Consider the following 509-nt stretch of genomic DNA (forward strand, 5'->3'; position numbering starts at 1 on the left):
CTATGTCGGGATGGGAAAACGCGAAGAATTCCAGACCGATAAGGAAGCTGAAAAGCGCTCGTACCGGATCAACCTGCGGCCTGGAGTTTTGAAAGGACGTTCGGCTGAAGATCTTATCCGCAAAATCGAGCACTTCAAGTCCAGCGTCCGCTGCAAGGTTGAGCATGTCTTTGCGCGTGTGAAGCTTCAGATGTCGTACCGCAAGACCCGGTATCGCGGCATTGCGAAGAATGCGCATCGCATCAATACGATGCTGGCGCTCTGCAATCTCTTCACTTTCGATTGTTACCTGAAGAGATTGACGGCCTAACCTGAATATTTCGCCTAAAAAGAGACCTTGGGCGTAGGCTCATCTGCGATCGGCAGGTGGGCCTAAATTTTCAGGCGGCGTACACGGATCAAACAATGATCTAAATCAGTGTTTATGCTTGTTGCACAAATGAAAAGAGGCGATCGCGGTATAATTTAATTGTCAAGAAAAAACCAACCGGACGCCTCGCCATGCAGTA

1 protein-coding gene is annotated in these 509 nt (G+C 49.3%); it reads left to right on the top strand.

What is annotated here, in order from left to right; genetic code table 11:
* The coding region (locus GBM95_RS12450; protein WP_193222711.1) for a transposase at window positions 1-310 on the top strand (310 nt) is incomplete at its 5' end.
* Window positions 311-509: the final 199 nt, after the last annotated feature.

Origin of the sequence: Sutterella seckii, from assembly GCF_009183815.1 — a bacterium.
Taxonomy (GTDB): Bacteria; Pseudomonadota; Gammaproteobacteria; order Burkholderiales; family Burkholderiaceae_F; genus Sutterella; species Sutterella seckii.